This window comes from Leeia sp. (genome assembly GCF_041909055.1).
In the GTDB taxonomy this organism is placed as follows: Bacteria; Pseudomonadota; Gammaproteobacteria; order Burkholderiales; family Leeiaceae; genus Leeia; species Leeia aquatica.
In genome coordinates, this window is sequence record NZ_JAYREC010000005.1 from 107,193 (window position 1) to 125,980 (window position 18,788).

The following is an 18,788-nucleotide window of genomic DNA, read 5'->3' on the forward strand; positions in this document are numbered from 1 at the left end:
CCACACTGGCTGTCTGGACAAACGGCACAGTGCGAAGTTCAGCCGGCTTCTGGCAAACGCGCGGCTTCTTCGGCATAGACCAGCAAGGGCTGGCTGTCGCCTTCAATCACCGACTCGTCTACTACCACTTTGGCGACGTTTTTCATCGACGGCAGCTCATACATGGTATCCAGCAGCGCGCCTTCCACGATGGAACGCAGGCCACGGGCCCCCGTCTTGCGCTTGATGGCGCGCAGCGCAATCGCATGCAGCGCTTGCTCGCGCAACTCCAGCTCCACGCCTTCCAGCGAGAACAGCCGCTGGTACTGTTTGACCAGGGCATTCTTCGGCTGTGTCAGAATGGTGATCAGTGCGTGCTCGTCCAGCTCTGCCAGGGTGGCCACGACCGGCAAACGGCCCACCAGTTCCGGAATCAGACCGAACTTGATCAGGTCTTCTGGTTCCACTTCCTTGAACAGGGAGGAGGCGCTGCGACTGTCGTCCTTGCTGCGTACCTGCGCACCAAAGCCGATCCCGCCCTTTTCGGTTCGATCGCGGATCACCTTTTCCAGGCCATCAAACGCGCCACCACAAATGAACAGGATGTTGGTGGTATCAACCTGGATGAATTCCTGGCTCGGGTGCTTGCGGCCACCTTGCGGCGGTACGGAGGCAATCGTGCCTTCGATCAACTTCAGCAGGGCTTGCTGTACGCCCTCACCGGACACATCCCGCGTAATCGACGGGTTATCCGACTTGCGGGAGATCTTGTCGATTTCGTCGATGTAAACAATGCCACGCTGCGCTTTGTCCACATCGTAGTCGCACTTCTGCAGCAGCTTCTGGATGATGTTCTCAACGTCCTCGCCGACATAACCAGCCTCGGTCAGGGTGGTGGCATCGGCCATCACGAACGGGACGTTGAGCAAGCGTGCCAGCGTCTGCGCCAGCAAGGTCTTGCCAGAACCGGTTGGACCCACCAGCAGGATGTTGCTCTTGGCCAGCTCGACATCATCTTTCTTCGGCGGATTGGCCAGGCGCTTGTAATGGTTGTACACCGCCACCGCCAACGCTTTCTTGGCGTACTCCTGGCCGATTACATACTGGTCCAGCTCGGAACGCAGCTCGGCCGGAGTCGGCAGGCGGGCCTCGCCGCTCACACCAGCCGATTGGCCCTGCAATTCTTCCCGGATGATGTCATTGCACAGGTCGATACACTCGTTGCAGATAAAGACCTGTGGGCCGGCGATCAACTTGGTGACTTCGTGCTGGCTCTTGCCGCAGAAGGAACAATAGAGCAACTTCTCGTCGCCGTTTTTGCTCATGGAAAACCTCTAGAAACCGCGTGTTGCAAAGACGAATGCCGCCGCCCGGGACTGCGCCAAGACGACGGCATGATCACGTTACACTTCTGATTGTGCGCTGAGCAGCCAGTTTTGCCAAGCCGTTTCGTCCGCCACTCAAGTCTGACGGGAAGTCAGCACCTGATCAATCAAACCATAGGTTTGAGCCTGATCCGCGTCCATGTAGTTGTCACGGTCGGTATCACGCTCGATGGTCTCGACAGTCTGACCCGTGTGCTTGGCCAACAGTTCATTCATGCGTGCCTTGGTTTTCAACAAGGCGCGGGCATGAATTTCGATGTCCGACACCTGCCCGCTCAAGCCACCACCCGCCAGCAGCGGTTGATGAATCAGAATGCGCGAGTTCGGCAGCGAAAACCGCTTGCCTGGCGCACCGGACGCCAGCAGGAACGCACCCATGCTGGCCGCCATGCCGATGCACAGCGTGGACACATGCGGCTTGATGAACTGCATGGTGTCGTAGATCGACATCCCGGCCGAGATGGAACCCCCTGGCGAATTGATGTACAGGGAGATGTCCTTGTCCGGGTTTTCCGACTCCAGAAACAACAGCTGCGCCACCACCACATTGGCGGTGGCGTCGTCGATCGGTCCGACCAGAAAAATCACCCGCTCACGCAGCAAGCGAGAGTAGATGTCGTAGGCGCGCTCACCGCGCCCGCTTTGCTCGATGACCATCGGCACATAGCCGAGGCCCTGCGGCTCAACTCCGGTACTGCCGATCATGCCGTGTTTATGCATTCTGGTTTGCACCCATCAGTTCATCAAAAGAGAAGGACTTCTCTTCCACTTTAGCACGGGACAGCACCCAAGCGACCACATTGTCTTCCGTGGCCAGCGACTCCGGTCCTTCCAGACGGCTGGCGTCGGCATAGTACCAGCGCACCACATCTTCCGGCTGCTCGTAGCTGGCGGCAAAATCGTCGATCACCGCACGCACTTGTTCCGGCTTGGCACGCAGGTCCTGGCTGTCTACCAGCTCGGACAGGATCAGGCCCAGTGCCACACGACGCTCGGCTTCCTTGGTGAACAGGTCAGTCGGGAACGGCATCTTGCTGACATCCATACCACGGGACTGGAAGTCCTTCTTGGTTTGTTCAGCCAGGCGCTGCACTTCCAGTGCGACCAGTGCTTTCGGCAATTCCAGCGGGGTAACGTCCAGCAGGGCAGCCAGCACCACATCCTTGGTCTTGGCCTTCAGGCGGCGCGACACTTCACGCTCGACGTTCTCGCGGATTTCCTTCTTCATCTGCTCGACGTTACCATCGGCCACACCCAGCAGCTTGGCAAAGGCCTCGTCCACTTCCGGCAGCACGGCCTCAGAAACCGACTTCACGGTGATGGTGAACTGTGCAGTCTTGCCAGCCACATCTTTGCCGTGATAGTCCGCCGGGAAGGCCAGATCGAATTCCTTGGCTTCGCCCGCCTTCAGACCTTGGGCTGCGGCTTCAAACTCCGGCAGCATCTGGCCTTGACCGAGGGTGAACGGGAAGTCTTCCGACGAACCACCGGCAAAAGCTACGCCATCAATCTTGCCAACAAAGTCCACCACCAGGCGATCGCCCTCCTTGGCAGCGCGATCCACGGCGCTGTAGGTCACGCGTTGCTTGCGCAGCACGTCGATGGTCTTATGCACTGCTTCATCGGTCACTTCGGTCACCGGCTTTTCCACAGCTTTGTCAGCCAGTTCGCCAACCTTCACGTCCGGGTACACTTCAAACACGGCAGCGAACTCGAACGCTTCACCGTTTTCGCCTTCAACCGCTTCAAAGCGCGGATAACCCGCCACTTTCAACTGGTTTTCACGTACAGCGTCAGTAAAGCTGGCGTTCACCGTGTCGTTCATCACGTCTTCACGCACTTGCAGGCCGTAATTCTGTGCCACCACCTTCATCGGGGCCTTGCCCGGACGGAAGCCCTGTACCTTGGCGGTACGGGCCACTTTCTTCAGGCGGTTTTCCACCTCAACGTCGATCTTGGCGAACGGCACCGCGATCTTGATGCGGCGCTCCAGGTTGCTCAGGGTTTCCACGTTGACTTGCATTTTTACCAAATCCTTGATTAATCCAGGGTTATGCACACAGCCGTGCAGTTTTTCAGGCCTTGTCCAGGCTGGTGCGAAAGGCGAGACTCGAACTCGCACACCTTGCGGCGCTGGAACCTAAATCCAGTGCGTCTACCAATTCCGCCACTTTCGCTCAGGGCATGCCCGATTTCGGGAAGATGGGGATTATTACACAAGCTTTGGCAAGGTCACAACCTCGCCAGTCGTGTTTTACGAAGAACGCCGACGCAGCCAGCGTGGCGAGCGGAAGCGGACAATGCTGCGATACAGCCAGACATAGCTGACGATAAACAGCACCGCAAAGGCCTGCAGCACCCGCGTGTGCTGCCAGAACAAGACCGCCGGGATCACCCCCAGGCTGGACAGCATCCACAAGTAGGGCGACGTCATGGCATTGCGGGTCAGGCGAAAATCCGGATGCGAACGGTTCAACACCCAGCGCACCAGTCTTTTGTACACCAGCTGATGCAAATGCGCAGCGTCCGGCATGCCCGGCGAACGACCACGCAACACCACCCGACGATAGATCGAGAACAGGGTTTCCACAATCGGGTAGATGACCAGCAGCAGCGGAAACCAGGCGGATACTTGCGGGTGACGCACCACCAGCAGGACAGAGAGCTCAGCCAACAAGAAGCCCAGCAGGTAGGCACCACCGTCCCCCAGAAAGATATGCCCACGCGGGTAGTTCCACACCAGAAAGCCCAGCAACGCCCCCACCAGCGCCAGACAGATATTCCAGATCTGGTCGTCGCCCACCTGCCGTGCCACATAGGCCAGCGCACAGAACATGACCAGTGTAACGACTCCGGCAAGCCCGTTGTAACCATCGATGATGTTCACCGCATTGGCCACCCCGGCGACCGCCACCAGCGTCACCAACAGGGAGAGTGGCCCCCAGCGCAGCACCGCATCCAGCCAGCCAATATCGAGCCGGGCGAGCCCGGCGCCCAGCACATAGAAGCCACACCCAGCGGCCAGCATGGTGAGCAGCAAGCGCGCCAGCGGGCCTACCCGCTTGGTCAGGTCTTCCACCAGGCCACCCGCAAAAGCGGGTACTGCCACCAACAGCACCAGAAAAAAGCTGCCGCTGCGCTTCTGCAGCCAGACCAAGGCACCCGCCGCCAGCAAGCCCAAGGCCAGTGAGAGCCCCCCGACCCGCGGCACCGGCGCATCATGGAATTTCTGCACCCCGTCCAGGTCATGATCCGCCGTCAAATGCTCATGCAGATGCGCATAACGGATGATGCCCAAGGTACACAGCAGGGAAACCAAAAAAGCCAGAATCAGGATTTGCATGCCAATACTTTATCCATGCCGCCGCACCCTCGCTCGACCAGTGCTCTTGCCATGTCTAGCATATACCTTACAGGCGCCAGACCACAAACCCGGCAGCCTGCAAGGCCGCCCGATCCAGCACCGACTTGACATCCACCACCACAGGCTGACCTGTTGTCAGCTGCTTCAGCTGTGCCGGCGACCATGCCAGATAGTCTTGATGCGACACTGCCAGCACCACTGCAGCAGCAGGCTGCAGTGCATCCAGCGCACACAGGGTCACCCCATATTCGTGCAAGGCTTCCTCAGCATCCGCCAGCGGGTCATGCACCTGCACCGCCACACCGAACTCTTCCAGCTCGCGGATCACATCAATCACCCGTGAATTGCGCAGGTCAGGGCAATTTTCCTTGAAGGTCAGCCCCAGCACAGTCACCTTGCTGCCCTTGATGGCGTGGCCAGCGTGGATCATCTGCTTGATGGTCTGCTGCGCCACAAAGCGGCCCATGCCATCGTTGATGCGACGGCCCGACAAGATCACCTGCGGGATGTAGCCCATGCGCTCGGCTTTGTGGGTCAGATAATACGGATCGACGCCAATACAATGCCCACCAACGAGGCCTGGCTTAAAGCGCAGGAAATTCCATTTGGTCGAGGCCGCATCCAGCACGTCCTGGGTGTCGATACCCATCTGCTGGAAGATCATCGCCAGTTCGTTCATCAGCGCGATATTCAGGTCACGCTGGGTGTTCTCGATCACTTTGGCGGCTTCGGCCACCTTAATGGAGGCGGCGCGATACACGCCAGCCGTCACCACCGAGCCATACACATCGGCCACAATGTCCAGCGTTGCCGCATCCTGTCCGGAGACCACCTTGCAAATTTTGGTAAAGGTATGTTCCTTGTCACCGGGATTGATCCGCTCCGGGCTGTAACCTACGGTGAAATCCACCCCGCACTTGAGGCCAGACACCCGCTCCAGCACCGGCACACACTCATCTTCGGTGACACCGGGGTAGACCGTGGACTCATACACCACGATATCACCCGGCTTCAAGGCCTTGCCAACGGTTTCCGACGCCTTCAGCATCGGCGTCAAGTCCGGCTGGTGCGCATCATCCACCGGCGTCGGCACGGCCACAATATGAAAGTCAGCCTGCGCCAGCTCTTCGGTCTGATCGGTATAATGCAGCTGCAAGCCCTGCAGATCCTCCGCGGCCACCTCTCCGGTGCGGTCATGACCGCGACGCAACTCATCCAGGCGTTCACGGTTGATGTCGAAACCGATGGTCGGCGCCGTACGGCCAAACGCCACCGCCACGGGCAGACCCACGTAACCGAGGCCGATTACCGATACCTTGCGTTGTTTCTGCATCATTTATTCTGCCCAGCATTGACATAAAGCACACATACCGTACTCACCCGCCATGACGGCGAGTCAGCATCAATCCATGGCGGATCCAGCAAGCCGCTTCCGCTGGCTCGCCCCAAAGGCCATATCTAGGCCTGCATTCTAACGCAAGTTCCCCGGTTTCACGCAGCATAACGGATGTCATCGCTGCAACAGGTCAAAAGCGCGGTAAAATGATCCGTTTGTCACACACGGTCGATCACCCCATGTCTATCCAATGGTTCCCCGGTCACATGAACGCTGCCCGCAAGAAGGCGGCGGAGAGCATGGAGAAGACCGATCTGGTGATAGAGGTACTGGACGCGCGAGTCGCGCATGCCAGCCGCAACCCAATGATCAATGAGCTGCGACTGTTCCGCCAGCGCCCTGCCCTGCTGATCCTCAACAAAGCCGATGCGGCAGATCCAGAGTGCACCCGTTTGTGGTTGCAGCGCTACCAGACCCAGCCCGGCGTCAAGGCGATTGCCATCAGCTGCAAGAAGCCAGGCGACGTGGCGCGCATCCCGGACGTGTGCCTGACCCTGGCCCCCCATCGCGGCACGGTGCAAAAGCCCCTGCGCATGATGATCATGGGCATTCCCAATGTCGGCAAGTCCACCCTGATGAACGCATTGCTCAAGCGACGGGTGGCCAATGTGGGGGATGAGCCCGCTGTGACCAAAACACAGCAGCGGCTGGACATCAATGAACGCATGATGCTGACCGATACGCCAGGCATGCTGTGGCCGAAGATTGCCTATCCGCAGGACGGGCTCAAGCTGGCCGCCAGTCACAGCGTCGGGCGCAATGCCTATATTGAAGAAGAAGTGGCCGCCTTTCTGGGAGACTACCTGCTGGGTAATTACCCGGCCCTGCTGCTGGCGCGCTATGGCAAGCTGGACGGTATCGCCGATGGGGTGGCGCTGGTCGAGGCCATCGCCAAACGTCGGGGTTTCCGTCTCAAGGGTAATGTGCTGGACCTGGAAAAAGCCGCACTGACCCTGCTCACCGAGTACCGCAGCGGCACACTGGGGCGCATCAGCCTAGAAACCCCGGAGCAGGTAGACGCCATGCTGGCGGTGCCACCGGAAGCCGAGCCGGTTGATCTGGATGATGGCGACGGTAGCGACGCCTGATACCGCGCGCTGCTTCCCGCCGGTCATCAGCCCACACACGCGGCTGCTGATCCTCGGCAGCCTGCCCGGCAAAGCCTCGCTGGCCGCCGGGCGCTACTACGCGCACCCGCGCAACCAGTTCTGGCTGTTGTTGCAGAGCGTACTGCAGCAACCCCTGGCTGCGCTTGACTATGCAGCGCGCCTGCAAACCCTGCTGACCCACGGGGTGGGCCTGTGGGATGTGGTGGCGCAGGCCCGGCGTCACAGCAGCCTGGACAGTGACATCCGCGATGCCGAGCACAATGACTTGCGCAGCCTGCTGCAGCAATGGCCCACGATTCGTGCCGTTGCCTTCAATGGGCAAACCGCCGGACGCGCCGCCCGACAGCTTCCAATGGATCTACCCTTTACCATCCTGCCTTCCAGCAGTCCGGCGCTGACCCTGCCCTTGGCCAAAAAACAGCAGTGCTGGCAGGATCAGCTCCTGCCGCTACTACATCCCGGTTGAAGACAGGGTGCAACGCGCCAGCAAGTTGGACAGCCAGTACAACGCAAACAGCAGTCCAGCCAGCTGCAACAGGCCAGGCCAGGAACGATACCCGCGCCACAGCAGAGTCAGCAGGCCATCCGCAGCCAGATCACGCGACAGCGCAGGCTTGATCGCCACCAGCGCACGAATCACCGCATTCTTGTAGCGAACATTGACGGCCAGCGCTTCATTCAACAGCGCAGGCTGCGCCTCAGCCACCAGCAGCAGGTATTGCAGAAACTGGGTCTGCCGGTCCGCCAGCAGATGGCGGTCGCCGCCGGCATCCGCCATGATCTGACATTGAATCCAGCCATTCAGCGCGGCATGGGTGGCACCATGGGCATCGGGCACCCCCAGCACCAGTACCGACAGCACCACGTCCAGCCCCATCTGCAACTGCTGCATGGCGGGCTGCATGTTTTTCGCCATGCGGAAACGCGCCGATACCGAATAGCAGCCCTGTGCCAGTTGCTGCGCCAACTCCAGCAGCTGGCACACCACCTCACGCCAGCTGATCTCCTCCAGGCTGCTGTGCTGCGTCTCCCGATCCAGTTTGGACAGCATGTCACACAGGGCAGCAAAACGGGCCTCGACGGTCTTTGGCGTCATGCTCTTCAGATAACACCAAGCCAGGCACAGCTGCGCATCAACATGATCCGGCTGCACCGCCAGCACTTTCTGGAAGGCCTCCACTGCCTTGGCGTACTCGCCAGACTGCATCACCAGCAAGCCCATCTGGTAGCGCTCCTCTGCCTTACCCAGCGACACGGCCGCATGGCTGCTGGCATCCGGCAGGTTCTTGCCGCCACAGTAATTGCACACAAATCCGCTGCTACGGGCGTTGGCTGGCGCGGGTGCACCACAGCCCTCACAGATGGTTGACATACCCGGCTCCCAATCCGCTAAGTGGTCATTGTTTTTCAGCCCCGGCAAGGGGCCTCGCGCGCCACTCTAGCACAGGCCGCCCAAAGCGTCAGGCAGCAGTCAAACGGCGCAAGCAACGAACTCCCTTCAGCAACCGGGTCAAAACAGAATCACGGTCTGGCATCAGCAGCACACCGCGTACGGCATCAGTCGCCTGCAGTTGAATTATGCCCTCTACCGGCAGCAGGGTCTCGCACGGTACTGCAAGGCTGGGAAACAGAACGGTCTCTGCCTGCCACTGTACTGGCAAGTGCAGATGCGCCTGGCCTTGCAGCAGATACAGCTGGCAGCCTCCCGGCAGCTGCCAGATGGCGATTTCCCCGGCTTGCAGGGAGAAAACGCGGCGGGTTTGCGTCATGATCAGGCTCCGTATAAGGGATGCCTGCCATGCTAGTGCGGCAAGCCATTGCTCCACAGGTACAGCCCGGAACCCGGCAACCCATACAGTGCATAAATTCCTTATCTGTTACCATCAATGCTGCAGAAAACTATATCTGTTACAGATGCAGCAAACCGGGCATCATGCGGGCATGGATATGAGCACACCTCCCCTATATCGCCGCTGGGCCAATCATTACCTGCATGCCATCCAGAGTGGTGCGCTGTCACCGGGCGAGCGCATGCCCTCGGTGCGCAAATTGATGCAGACCCACGGCATCAGCCTCTCCACCGCACTGCAAGTCTGTCGCGTGCTGGAAGAAGATGGCTGGCTGGAGGCCCGGCCCCGCTCCGGCTACTTCGTGCAGCTGCCCAAGCGCACCACGGTGCCGCTGGATGAGCCCAGCAGCACCCGGGTCGATCCGGCACAGTTTGTCGGCATTCACGACCGGGTGTCCCGCTTCATCCTCAGCCGCCGCCAGCACCCGATTGCGCTCAACCTGTGTGGCTCGCGTGGCGAGCCGGACTTCTATCCGGTCAAGGCCTTGCACAAAGTCGCCCAGCACTGCCTGCGGCTGTATCCGGAGGTACTGGTGTCGCCGGTTGCCAACAGCGGGCACAGCAAGCTGCGCCACATCCTGGCCCGCCGATCACTGGCCCGTGGCATGACCTTGTCGCCGGACGATATCGTCATCACCCACGGCTGCACCGAAGCGCTCAACCTGGCGCTCCGCGCTGTCGCCAAACCCGGTGACACCATCGCGGTGGAATCCCCCACCTTTTATGGCCTGTTGCAGATTCTGGAAAGTCTCGGCATGCGGGCGCTGGAGATTCCCACCAGCCCACAGCACGGCATCTCGCTCGATGCACTGGAGCTGGCGATGCAGACCTATGACAACATCCGTGCCGTGGTGGTCATCCCCATCCTGCAAAATCCGCTGGGCAGCCTGATGCCGGACAGCCACAAGGCCCGCTTGGCTGACATGTGCGCCAAAGCCAATATCCCGCTGATCGAGGACGATACCTACGGCGAGCTGGCGGACAGTCCAACCCCCGCCCATACGCTGAAAGCCTGGGACCGCAACGGCAACATCATCTACTGCACCTCGCTGCACAAAACATTGGCACCCGGCATGCGCTTAGGCTGGATCAGCGCCGGACGCTGGCAGGCGCGGGTAGACATGCTCAAGCACACCCAGACCCGGCAGAATGAAGGCTGGTCACAACTGGCTGCCGCCGAATACCTGGGCAGCAGCGCGTATGATCGCCATATGCACCGGCTGAAAGCCCTGCTGCGGCAGCAACGCCAGCGCACGGCCGAGGTGATTGCCCGCCATTTCCCGCCCGGCACCCGCCTGACCAATCCGGCAGGCGGTTTCAGCCTGTGGGTGGAGCTGCCAGACCGCATTCCGTCCGAAGCGGTGTTCGAAGCCGCCTTGAATGAAGGCATTCTGATCGCGCCGGGCGTGCTGTTCTCCAACAGCAACCGCTGGGAGCACTATCTGCGCATCAACTGCGGGGTACGCTTCGGAGCCAAAGTCGAAGCCGGGCTGATCCAGCTGGGGCAGATCGTCCACACCTTGCTGCAGCAATCACGGCGCACCCGTAATTCTCCGGCTGTCCCGCTGGCGGGATAAGGTTTAAAATCATCCCTTTGCATTCCAACCCCTCACAGGTAATTCCCACATGACGCTCACCACTGCCCAAGCCGATTATGATGCCTTCCGTGCGCAAGGCCTGAAGCTGGACATGTCGCGCGGCAAACCCGCGCCGGAACAGCTGGACCTCTCCAACGACCTGCTCGGCCCGCTGGGCGACCATCTGGCTGCAGATGGCACCGACACCCGCAATTATGGCGGTGGCATTGGCCTGCCGGAAGCGCGTGCGCTGTTTGCCAGCCTGCTGGACCAGCCGGTGGCCAATGTGATTGTGGACAGCAATGCCAGCCTGTCGCTGATGCACGATGTCATCGTCTATCACCTGCTGCATGGTGCACCAGACCAACCGTCCTGGCTGTCGCAAAAACCGGTCAAGTTCCTGTGCCCGGTACCGGGGTATGACCGTCACTTCTCCATTTGCCAGTCGCTCGGCATCGAGATGATCAATGTACGACTGAACGACGATGGCCCGGATATGGACCAGGTCGAAGCCCTGGTCGCCAATGACCCGGCCATCAAGGGCATGTGGTGCGTACCGAAGTACGCCAACCCGAGTGGCGCCGTGTACAGCGACGCGGTAGTCACCCGGCTGGCGAACATGAAAACCGCCGCTGCGGACTTCCGCCTGATGTGGGATGACGCCTACCGTCTGCACCACCTGACCACCAGCCCGTGCGACGTGGCCAACATCCTGAGCGCCTGCGAAGCCGCGGGTCATGCCGACCGTGTCTTCATCTTCGCCTCCACCTCCAAGATCACGCTGGCGGGTGCCGGTATGGCCGCCATGGCCGCCTCCGCCAGCAATCTGCAATGGTGGCAAAAGCATGCCAACATCCGCAGCATCGGTCCGGACAAGGTCAACCAGCTGCGCCATGTTCGCTTCCTGAAAGACCGCGCCAACGTGGAAGCGCTGATGATGCGCCATCAGGCCATCCTGCGCCCCAAGTTTGATGCGGTACTGGCCCAGTTTGAGGCCCACCTGTCCGGCATCGCCGAAGTGAGCTGGACCCACCCGAACGGTGGCTACTTCATCGACCTGCAAACCCCGCCTGGCTTTGCCAAAAAGACCGTCGAGCTGGCCAAGGCTGCCGGTATTACCCTGACCCCGGCTGGCGCGGCGTTCCCGTATGGCAAGGACCCGCAAGACCGCCATATCCGGATTGCCCCGAGCTTCCCGTCACTGGGAGACATTACCGAGGCGGCCAAGGGTATTGCCCTGTGCCTGAAGCTGGCGCTGGCCAGCTAAGCGCGCTTTATACCACGGGCCTGAAACCAGGCCCGGCATGCCCTGCGCCCCACCCTCCCGGTGGGGTTGCTCCCTCTGGCGGAAAGTTTCTTCCGTCTGCTTGGCGTCCTGCCGTGCTCTTGTCATAATCGCAGCCGGGATTTGATGGCCTGCATCCGCCCCGCCCTTTTTTTGCCTTCACTATTTAGATACCACATATGAACGATACCCTCAGCCAGGTCTGTACGGCCGATGTGGACCTGGGTGGCTTGATGACGGTGCTGGGTCAGCACCTGTACTCCACCCCGGTCGTCGCCCTGCGTGAGCTGGTGCAAAACGCACACGATTCCATCGTTCGACGTCGCATGGAAGACCCCGCCGTGCCGGAGCAACATCTGATCCGGGTCGAAGGTGATCTGGCCGCTGGTATTGTGCGGGTGGTCGACAGCGGTGCCGGGCTGACCGATCAGGAAATCCACCGCTATCTGGCCACGGTGGGCGTGGGTTACACCCGCAAGCTGCGCGAAGAAACCCAGAGCGACGAACTGATCGGCATGTTCGGGCTTGGCTTTCTGTCGGCTTTCGTGCTGGCCAGCAGGGTCACCGTCACCACCACCTCCTGGCAAACGCCGGAGCTGGGCTGGTGCTATCAGTCGAGCAACGGTGAGCAATACACGCTGACTCCGGCAGAGCCCCGTCCGGTGGGGACCGTGGTGGAGCTGGTTCTGCGCGACAGCTACCGCAATCTGGGCGGCAACGGCATGCTGGCCAAGATCCTGCGCCGTTACTGTGCCCTGCTGCACGTGCCGGTGTATATTGGCCAGGATGACGAAGCACTGAACGGTGAGGCACCGCCGTGGCGCCAGGTGCAAGGTACCGTGGTTGAGCACGCGGTGCAGGCACGCCGCAAGGCGCTGGCGTTTGCCACCCGCTTTGAAGAGCGCTTCGAGCCACTGTGTACCCTGCCAATCACCCCAAGTCCGGGCAGTGATGTCCGCGGCTTGCTGTGGGTGCAGGATGGCGCCACCTACGGCACCAGTGACAACCGCAATCTCTCGGTGTTTGTGCGTGGCATGCTGCTGGACGATGATGCCCGTGACCTGCTGCCCGCCTGGGCCGGGTTTATCGGCGGCGTGATCGAATCCAACCGCCTGACGCCCACCGCCAGCCGGGAGGATCTGCAACGCGACGATGCCTACCATGCCGCCCAGTCCGCCCTGACCGAAGCGTTGATTGACGGTCTGGCGCAAGTGGCCCGCCAGCAGCCCGAAGCCTGGCGGAGGGTCCTCAGCCGACATAATGAAGCGCTGCTGGGCGCAGCCCTGTGCGACCCACGCTTGTTCGACCTGCTGGCCGAATCAGTACGCATTCCGACCTCGCAAGGGGACCTCTCGGTACGCAGCCTGCTCGACAAGGGTCGCATCCATATCAATATGGGTAGCCCCGGTGGTTTTGAGGACATGCTGTTCCGCGCGCTGCACATGCCGGTGGCCCGTGGTGATCGCTATGCGGTGGTGCCCTTCCTGCGCGAATGGGTCAGCCGTCATGGTGGCGTGCTGATTGAGCTGGGGACCGAGCACGGTAACCGCAAGCTGTTCAGTGAGGACAGCTTGCCCGCCAACGAGCTGGATTGGCTGAACCTGGTACTGGGTAATGGCGAAAAGTTGGTGCCAGCCCGCTTTGAGCCCACCGCCTTGCCGCTGGTGGTGGTGCATGACCGCGAGGCGGAGTTGAAACGCCGCCTTGAGGCCGATGAAGCGGACAAGCGCATCTCGGTCGCGGCCCTGCAGCTGGTGCGCGCCTTCACTGCACAACTGGATGACAGCGTGACCCGTCGCCTGTATCTGAATCTGGATAATCCGGCGGTCACACAACTGCTGCAGGCTTACCGCCAGGGTCACCCCCAGGCGGAGGAAGCAGCGGGCCTGCTGCAGGCGCTGAAAGTGATTCTGGCATCCGGCGCCGAACAAGGCGGCCAGCTGGACCTCAATGCCGCGCTGGGCCGGGTCAACCGGGTCTTCTCCTTGCTGCTGTCTGCTTGACGCGGCCAGTCGCTACTGACACTAAAGGAATTCACATGGATATCTGGGCCTGGGTCTTTGACCTGCAACGTGACTTGCGCGCAGCGGGTTATGACCGTGTTGCCGACCTGATGGACAGCATCCCGTCGGATGCCACCGAAGACCGCCCGGAACGGGTGGTGGCCGCCCTGCCGGAAGCGATTGCCGCTGCCCGTGCATTGAAGAACTCGTGGCTGGAAGTCTACTTCCGCCACTGGGGGCTGGGTAACCGCATGAACAACCTGTCCGAAGGCGAGGTTGCCCTTGGTGAAGCCGCAGACCTGCTGGATTTTGCCCACCGGGAGGAAACCCAGAGCTGCCCGCAGTCGGTCTGCGTCACTCAGGACATCGCCATCTGTTATGGCAATGTCGATGGTCCGGGCTGGGCGCGGGAGCGCTTGCAGGTGTGCGAGGAAACCCTGGCCCGCATCAACCCGGAATGGCCGTGCTTTACCTGTATCAGCCGTGAATACGCCGACGCCCTGCTGGACGACAAGCGTCCAGCAGAGGCCATCGTGTTTCTGGACCGCCAGGCCAAGGCCATTCTGGACAGCGGCGACACGCTGACCTCCACCTATCGCGGCGGCCAGGCGCGCGCACTGTGGCTGAATGGTCAGGTTGATGAGGCACTGGCCATGCTCGATGCCATTGATGAGGACGAAAAGGATGGCAGCGACGATCGCTGGCAGAGCCGTGCCTTGCTGCGCGCCATCATCCATGCCGAGCGTGGTGACCTCGATGCCGCCAAGGCAGCCCTGCCCTCCTTTGGTGATCTGGTCCCCTCGTCGCATATGGACTGGGCCATGGCCGCCCGCCTGATGGTGAAATTGGCACCGGACAGCAATCATTGGGGGCTGGGTAATGCCATGCAAAAGGCCATGGCACATGCCAGCACGGTCGGCGCACATCGCAAAGCGGTTAGCCTGGCACTGTGGCATGCCGAGCTGGCCTTGCTGCGGGGCGCACACCGCAGCGCACGCCAAGCCTTGCAGGTTGCCCAAACCCACCTGGCCCGGATGCGTAAACCGGAAGATTTGCGTGCCGATGTCGAGGCACTGGCGGCCCAGATCGCCACGCTGCCGGCCCACGCGGCGCTACCGGTACCGGCAGACGAGCTGGCAGCTTACCTGCCCACCCAGGAAAACCGCAGCCCGGAAGCGGAGGTGGACTGGCTGCTGACCGCCTGCGCCGAGCGCCCGGCCGACCCGGAGCTGGCTGAATTTGCCGCCAATGCCTTACATGCCTGTGGTGACCAGCAAGCGGCCCGTGACCACCTGTGGCAATTCGTGCGTCGCAACCCGACTGTCAACGGGCCGAATTATCAATTGCTGAACCAGCTGATGGAGCACGACCTGCAGGACGACGTGCAAAGCCTGGCAGACCTGCTGGAAGCGGAGAACCCCGCTTCAGCGCACTGGTGTCGTGGCCGTCTGGCCTTCCGCCGCCAGCAATGGGCGCAAGCCATTGAGCAGATGCAACACTATCTGCAGCATGATGCGGAAGCCATTGGCCCGCGCAGCCTGTGGGCCGACGCAGCGCTAGCACTGGGGCAACCACAGGTGGCGGTCGAACAGCGCCGCATCCTCGCCAGTCGCGCCGAGCCCGGCAAAAATGAGGACTGGGACCTGCTCAGTACGGCTTGTGCTGCACAGGACTGGGCCACCGCCCGTGAAACGGCTGCCCGGCTTGAGCTGAACATCGACGAAGGCGAAGGTGCCATTGAGGAAAACTGGGGGCGCTGCTTCATCCGCTTCGAGGAGAACGGTGAAAGCAAGCAATACTACGCCTACCGCACCGGCCCGGTGACCGCCCGCATTGCCACCTTGTCGATTGCACCGTGGCAGCAGCGGGTGCGTGATTGGGTGGCCTTTGATGCTGCCTTGCTGGAGGCCCCACCCGAGGATGAGGAAGAGCGCAAGGAATTCATCCCTACCTTCCGCCCAATCTACACCATCGAAACCGGTGGCTTTGGCGAGAGCTGCTTCGTGGATGGCGCCGCCGCACCGGACGAGCAGTTCCAGGCCTTTGTCGAGGCGCTGGATGGCATGGGCTGGGAATGGTGGGTCAATAGTCCCGACGACTATACCGTCACCGACCCGGCCAGTGAGGAGCCGCTGCCGGGCCGCTACTTCCAGGTGGCTGCTCCACGGGCTGTGACGCCCAAGCAGGTCGATCACACCCTGCGTGAGCTGACTCGCGACTGGGCCCACCCGGTGTGCTGGCCGCGCTATGCAGACCGCCACGGTCTGCCGATGGCGCAACACGAGGATATTGTCGCCCGCTATGCGTTATGAGTTAGTGCGTTTGTCCTGCTAAAACAACAACGCCACAGCACGCTGTGGCGTTGTTGTTTTAGGGCCAGGCTCAGCCCGGAATGCCAGGGCGGGAGAAACCCGCCACATGCTGGCTCAGCAAGGCCAGCAATTGTGTCGGCTGCGCGCTGGCAATGCTTTCGTGCAACACCGTGAGTGCCGCCTGCAAATCAGCCTCGGTCCAGCAGGCTTCGTTCGCCATCATCACGCGGGGATGCGAAGTCTGCACAGCGTTATCATCTACCAGCAGCTCTTCGTACAGCTTCTCGCCGGGGCGCAGGCCGGTCAGCTGGATGGCGATATCTCCTTCCGGGTGGCGCTCGTCACGCACTTCCAGACCAGACAAGTGAATCATCTTCACCGCCAGGTCGTAGATGCGCACCGGCTCACCCATGTCCAGCAGGAACACTTCACCACCCTTGGCCATTGCGCCTGCCTGGATCACCAGTTGCGCCGCCTCCGGTATGGTCATGAAGTAGCGGGTAATGTCGCGGTGGGTCAGCGTCAGCGGCCCTCCCTGCCGAATCTGCTCGCGAAACAGCGGCACCACTGAACCACTCGACCCCAGCACATTACCGAACCGTACCATGCTGAACACCGGCTGGCTGTGGCGGGTGGCCAGGCTTTGCAGCACCAGCTCGGCCATGCGCTTGGTCGCCCCCATCACATTGGGCGGGCGCACGGCCTTGTCAGTCGAAATCAGCACAAAGGTTTCCACCCCGCAGGCAATCGCGGCCTGTGCGGCGTGGAAAGTACCGAGGATGTTGTTGCGCGCGCCTTCCAGCGGGTTGTCTTCCACAATGGGCACATGCTTGTAAGCAGCCGCATGGTAGATGGTCTGCACCCCATGTGTGCGGCATACGGATTCCAGCCGGGCCTGATCCACCACCGACCCCAGCATGGCCACCAGCCCGACCCCGCCAGGCAACTGCAAGCGCAGTTCGCGCTCAATCTGGTACAAGGCAAATTCGGAGACCTCAAACAGCACCAGCGCCTTGGGCTGCTGCCGGATGATCTGTCTGCACAGCTCCGCGCCGATGGAGCCCCCCGCCCCGGTGACCATCACCACCTTGCTGGTGATATTGGCCTGCATCAGCGCTGGAATCGGCTCCACCACCTCGCGCCCGAGCAGTTCCTCGATGGTGACTTCCCGAACGTCGGCCAGTTCAATGCTGCCTTCCACCAGATCCTTCATGTCCGGCACGGTCTTCAGCTGCACATGCAGCGGTTCGAAGGCATTGAGGATCTCGCGCCGACGCGACTTGGGCAAAGACGGGGTGGCTAGCAGCACCTGGCGAATCTGCAGGGCCTGAATCAGGCTGGCGGCATCTGCAGGCGGGTAAACATGCACCCCGGCAATCACCCGTCCATGCAGGCCTTTATCATCGTCAAAGAACGCCACAACCTCGTAGTGACGATCCGCCGCCAGCGCCAGCGCCAGCTGCGAGCCTGCTCGCCCGGCACCATAGATGGCGACGGCGGTACGCTCCAGCTGCTGGTTTTCCAGCGTGCGCAACAGGCCCCGCGCCAAGTAGCGGGTGGCGCCGATATAGGCCATCGCCAGAATCCAGTAGATCACGATGGCGCTGCGCGGCATGTTGACGAAGCGCCCCATGGTCACCACCGTCGCCAGCAGCAGCACCGACAGCGACACCCCGCTGAAGACGGTGACCATGATCTTTTCGTCCATATAGCGGACGACAGCGCGATACAAGCCCATCTTGATGAAAACCGGGATGGCCACCAAGGGGGCAATCGGCAGCAGTGGCCAGTATTTGTCCAGATCATGAGGCCAGCCGCCAAAGCGCAATACAATGGCGGTGAGCAAGGCCATAGGCAGCAAGAGCGCGTCCAGCGCCACCAGCGCCCACAGGCGCTGCGATCGGCTCATTCGGTCTAGCATGGGATGCATGGTGATTACCGGAAAAGCACCTGCAGCGTACGCCACAGGATGCCGATGTCACTGAATAATCCGTGATTGTCCACGTACTGCAGGTTGATGCGCAACTTGTTTGGCATCACTTCGTGCAGATAGGTGTGCTCCGGATCACTGGATTCCCCCAGCAGCCGGTTTTCATGGCGGTATTCGATGCTGGCGAGGTCGGTGAGGCCCGGGCGGACCGACAACACCTTGTCGCGCACGTCTGCCGGGTAGTGAGCCACATAGCGCGGCACTTCCGGACGCGGCCCCACCAGGCTCATCTGCCCCAGCAGCACATCCAGCAACTGTGGCAGTTCGTCCAGCTTGTAGTGGCGCAGGAACTGGCCGCTGCGGGTCACCCTGGGATCCGCGCCAACCGTCAGCTGCAAGCCACGCGCTTCCGCATCCACATACATGGTGCGGAACTTGTGGATACGGAAGGGTTTGCCAAAGCGCCCTACCCGCTCCTGACGGAAAAATACCGGTCCCGGCGAATCCAGCTTGATCCACAACATGATCAGCAGCAACACGGGCAGCAGCAGCAACACACCGCAGCCTGCCGCCAGCAGGTCAAATACACGCTTTGGCAT

At 61.3% G+C, this 18,788-nt stretch carries 15 protein-coding genes and 1 tRNA gene; 6 read left to right on the forward strand and 10 right to left on the reverse strand.

Annotated elements, in window-relative coordinates; translation table 11 throughout:
• Positions 1-38 precede the first annotated feature (38 nt).
• The 6 genes from clpX to ACE3O2_RS13420 all read right to left on the reverse strand — a co-directional run bounded on the left by clpX (position 39) and on the right by ACE3O2_RS13420 (position 6,064).
• Positions 39-1,304, reverse strand: a complete 1,266-nt coding sequence (gene clpX / locus ACE3O2_RS13395) for an ATP-dependent Clp protease ATP-binding subunit ClpX (protein ID WP_168877497.1) — start codon at positions 1,302-1,304, stop codon at positions 39-41.
• Positions 1,305-1,439: 135 nt separating this feature from the next.
• Positions 1,440-2,084, reverse strand: coding sequence for an ATP-dependent Clp endopeptidase proteolytic subunit ClpP (gene clpP, locus ACE3O2_RS13400; protein ID WP_374338271.1), 645 nt, complete (start codon positions 2,082-2,084; stop codon positions 1,440-1,442).
• A complete protein-coding gene (gene tig, locus ACE3O2_RS13405) occupies positions 2,077-3,387 on the reverse strand; it encodes a trigger factor (RefSeq protein ID WP_374338273.1) in 1,311 nt (436 codons plus the stop codon). Before tig ends, clpP begins: the two co-directional genes overlap by 8 nt.
• Positions 3,388-3,456: 69 nt before the next feature.
• Positions 3,457-3,541 (reverse strand) — tRNA-Leu (locus tag ACE3O2_RS13410).
• A gap of 77 nt (positions 3,542-3,618) precedes the next feature.
• On the reverse strand, positions 3,619-4,707 hold the full coding sequence (locus ACE3O2_RS13415; protein WP_374338275.1) for a glycosyltransferase: 1,089 nt from the start codon (positions 4,705-4,707) through the stop codon (positions 3,619-3,621).
• 67 nt (positions 4,708-4,774) lie between these two features.
• Entirely contained in the window at positions 4,775-6,064 is a 1,290-nt protein-coding gene (locus tag ACE3O2_RS13420) for a nucleotide sugar dehydrogenase (protein ID WP_374338277.1), read from the reverse strand.
• A gap of 239 nt (positions 6,065-6,303) precedes the next feature.
• Between ACE3O2_RS13420 and ylqF the strand changes: the two genes are divergently transcribed.
• Both ylqF and ACE3O2_RS13430 read left to right on the forward strand, forming a co-directional pair.
• Positions 6,304-7,212: a ribosome biogenesis GTPase YlqF gene (gene ylqF / locus ACE3O2_RS13425; protein WP_374338279.1), complete on the forward strand. Its 909-nt coding sequence runs from the start codon at positions 6,304-6,306 to the stop codon at positions 7,210-7,212.
• Complete coding sequence (locus ACE3O2_RS13430; protein ID WP_374338282.1) at positions 7,187-7,699, forward strand: DNA-deoxyinosine glycosylase; 513 nt, start codon at positions 7,187-7,189, stop codon at positions 7,697-7,699. Before ylqF ends, ACE3O2_RS13430 begins: the two co-directional genes overlap by 26 nt.
• Here the strand turns inward: ACE3O2_RS13430 and ACE3O2_RS13435 are convergent.
• Positions 7,685-8,605, reverse strand: a complete 921-nt coding sequence (locus tag ACE3O2_RS13435; RefSeq protein ID WP_374338284.1) for a tol-pal system YbgF family protein — start codon at positions 8,603-8,605, stop codon at positions 7,685-7,687. The genes ACE3O2_RS13430 and ACE3O2_RS13435 overlap by 15 nt on opposite strands.
• An 88-nt stretch (positions 8,606-8,693) precedes the next feature.
• Positions 8,694-9,002, reverse strand: coding sequence for a hypothetical protein (locus ACE3O2_RS13440; protein ID WP_374338286.1), 309 nt, complete (start codon positions 9,000-9,002; stop codon positions 8,694-8,696).
• A 178-nt stretch (positions 9,003-9,180) separates the two neighbouring features.
• Here ACE3O2_RS13440 and ACE3O2_RS13445 point away from each other — a divergent pair, with 178 nt between their 5' ends.
• From ACE3O2_RS13445 to ACE3O2_RS13460, 4 genes are all read left to right on the forward strand, one after another.
• Positions 9,181-10,659 (forward strand): PLP-dependent aminotransferase family protein, encoded by a 1,479-nt coding sequence (locus ACE3O2_RS13445; protein WP_168877504.1) that lies wholly within the window; start codon positions 9,181-9,183, stop codon positions 10,657-10,659.
• 49 nt (positions 10,660-10,708) lie between these two features.
• Entirely contained in the window at positions 10,709-11,926 is a 1,218-nt protein-coding gene (locus ACE3O2_RS13450) for an aminotransferase class I/II-fold pyridoxal phosphate-dependent enzyme (protein ID WP_374338289.1), read from the forward strand.
• Between the two features lie 197 nt (positions 11,927-12,123).
• Positions 12,124-13,947 carry an ATP-binding protein gene (locus ACE3O2_RS13455; RefSeq protein WP_374338291.1) on the forward strand — a complete coding sequence of 608 codons (1,824 nt, stop codon included), beginning with the start codon at positions 12,124-12,126 and terminating at the stop codon, positions 13,945-13,947.
• A 35-nt stretch (positions 13,948-13,982) separates the two neighbouring features.
• Positions 13,983-16,259: a hypothetical protein gene (locus ACE3O2_RS13460; RefSeq protein ID WP_374338293.1), complete on the forward strand. Its 2,277-nt coding sequence runs from the start codon at positions 13,983-13,985 to the stop codon at positions 16,257-16,259.
• A 70-nt stretch (positions 16,260-16,329) separates the two neighbouring features.
• On the opposite strand, the gene ACE3O2_RS13465 is transcribed toward ACE3O2_RS13460, so the two are convergent.
• Together ACE3O2_RS13465 and ACE3O2_RS13470 are read right to left on the reverse strand one after the other, a co-directional pair.
• On the reverse strand, positions 16,330-18,168 hold the full coding sequence (locus ACE3O2_RS13465; protein ID WP_374338295.1) for a polysaccharide biosynthesis protein: 1,839 nt from the start codon (positions 18,166-18,168) through the stop codon (positions 16,330-16,332).
• Positions 18,169-18,194: 26 nt separating this feature from the next.
• Positions 18,195-18,788, reverse strand: coding sequence for a sugar transferase (locus ACE3O2_RS13470; protein ID WP_168877507.1), 594 nt, complete (start codon positions 18,786-18,788; stop codon positions 18,195-18,197).